This window comes from Amycolatopsis echigonensis (assembly GCF_014174495.1).
Taxonomy (GTDB): domain Bacteria; phylum Actinomycetota; class Actinomycetes; order Mycobacteriales; family Pseudonocardiaceae; genus Amycolatopsis; species Amycolatopsis echigonensis.
Genome location: NZ_JACJHR010000225.1, coordinates 1 through 1377, shown reverse-complemented (window position 1 = coordinate 1377; position 1377 = coordinate 1). Strand labels below are relative to the sequence as shown.

The window sequence follows — 1377 nt, the reverse complement described above, 5'->3', positions numbered from 1 at the left end:
AGCCGAATACCACAAAGCCAGTGCCAAGGGACTCGATCCCGCGCTCGCGGTGATCCCCACGCCGGAACTGGGCGAGGTCGCCCGCGCGCTGGGCGGCGGCGGCGCGACCGTCCGCGGTGTCGAGGAACTTCGCGCCGCGCTGAGCGAATACGTCCGCGATCCGCGCCCGACCGTGATCGACGTCCGGATCACCCGCGACGTGCTGAGCGTGCCGTACCGCCGGATCCAGTACGGCGAGGACGTGTGAGCGTGCCCGACCAGGAGAGGAATCCCGACATGAAGATCGTGCTGGGTCGCGACGGCCTCGCGGCCGCGGCGCTCGAAGCCGCCGAGACCGCGGGTACGTCGCCCGAGCGACTCGACATCCGCCCGGTGCACAAAGCCTCGCGCGGATTCGTCAACGACAGCACAGCCGACGTGTGCGAACTGGCGATCGTGACGCTCCTGCAAGCGGTCGCGCACGGCAAGCCGGTGGCGCTGCTGCCGGTCACCGCGCTCGGGCGGCACCAGCACCAGACCCTGGTGACACTGGGCGAGCCCGGATTGGCTGCCGTGCGAGGGAAAACCGTGGGCGTGCGGTCGTGGAGCCAGACCACCGGGGTGTGGCTGCGCGGTTTCCTCGCCGAGGACTACGGCATCGATCTGTCTGAAGTGGACTGGATCACCTACGAGGACGGCCACGTCCCCGAACACACCGATCCGATGTGGACGAAGCGCGCTCCCGAAGGCTCGAAGCTGTCCGCCGACTTCCTCGACGGCAAACTCGACTACGGGATCATGGGCAACGAACTGCCCTCGGACGACCGCATCCGCACCGCCGTCCCCGACGCGCTCTCAGTCGCGGAGAACTGGGCTGGGCGCAAGGGATTCGCCCCGATCAACCACGTCGTCGCGATCAATCCCGACGCTGACGCCAAGGCGGTGCTCGCGATCTACGACGCACTGGCCGCCGAGGTGCGCCGCGACCCGGCCGGACTCAGCCCGGCCGGCTTCGAAGCGCTGCGCGGGCCGGTGACCGAAGTCGCCCGCTACGCCTTCGACCAGCAAGTGCTCCCCCGCGCCGTCTCGTTCGACGAACTTGTGGACGCGACGTGCGACGCGCTGGGCGTGTCCACGGCACGGCTCGGCTGAATCCCCGCTCTGGAAGGAAAACCCGACATGGAAAAGCTTTCGGTGGTCCTCGGGGACTACGCGCACGGACGTACCCTGCTCAACGGCGATGTCGAGGTCGCGGGCCACGCGGTCGAACCGGTGGAGGTGACGCCGGTGATCGGCGCGTACCGCCGGATGATCCGGGACCTCGAGTTCGACGTGTGCGAACTCGCGCCGACCTCGTACCTGATGGCCCGGCAGGCCGGAGTGCCGCTCACCGCGATC

3 protein-coding genes are annotated in these 1377 nt (G+C 69.1%); all 3 read left to right on the top strand.

What is annotated here, in order from left to right; translation table 11 throughout:
• Positions 1-247, top strand: a 247-nt coding sequence (locus tag H5411_RS46420; protein ID WP_220818389.1) for a hypothetical protein, incomplete at its 5' end; no start/stop codon positions are given.
• 29 nt (positions 248-276) lie between these two features.
• Positions 277-1131 carry a substrate-binding domain-containing protein gene (locus tag H5411_RS46415; protein WP_183128017.1) on the top strand — a complete coding sequence of 285 codons (855 nt, stop codon included), beginning with the start codon at positions 277-279 and terminating at the stop codon, positions 1129-1131.
• A 27-nt stretch (positions 1132-1158) separates the two neighbouring features.
• Positions 1159-1377, top strand: a 219-nt coding sequence (locus H5411_RS46410; RefSeq protein ID WP_220818388.1) for a hypothetical protein, incomplete at its 3' end; no start/stop codon positions are given.

Coding starts and splice junctions, on each gene's coding strand:
- H5411_RS46415 (WP_183128017.1), top strand. CDS start 277: ATGAAGATCGTGCTGGGTCGCGACGGCCTCGCGGCCGCGGCGCTCGAA.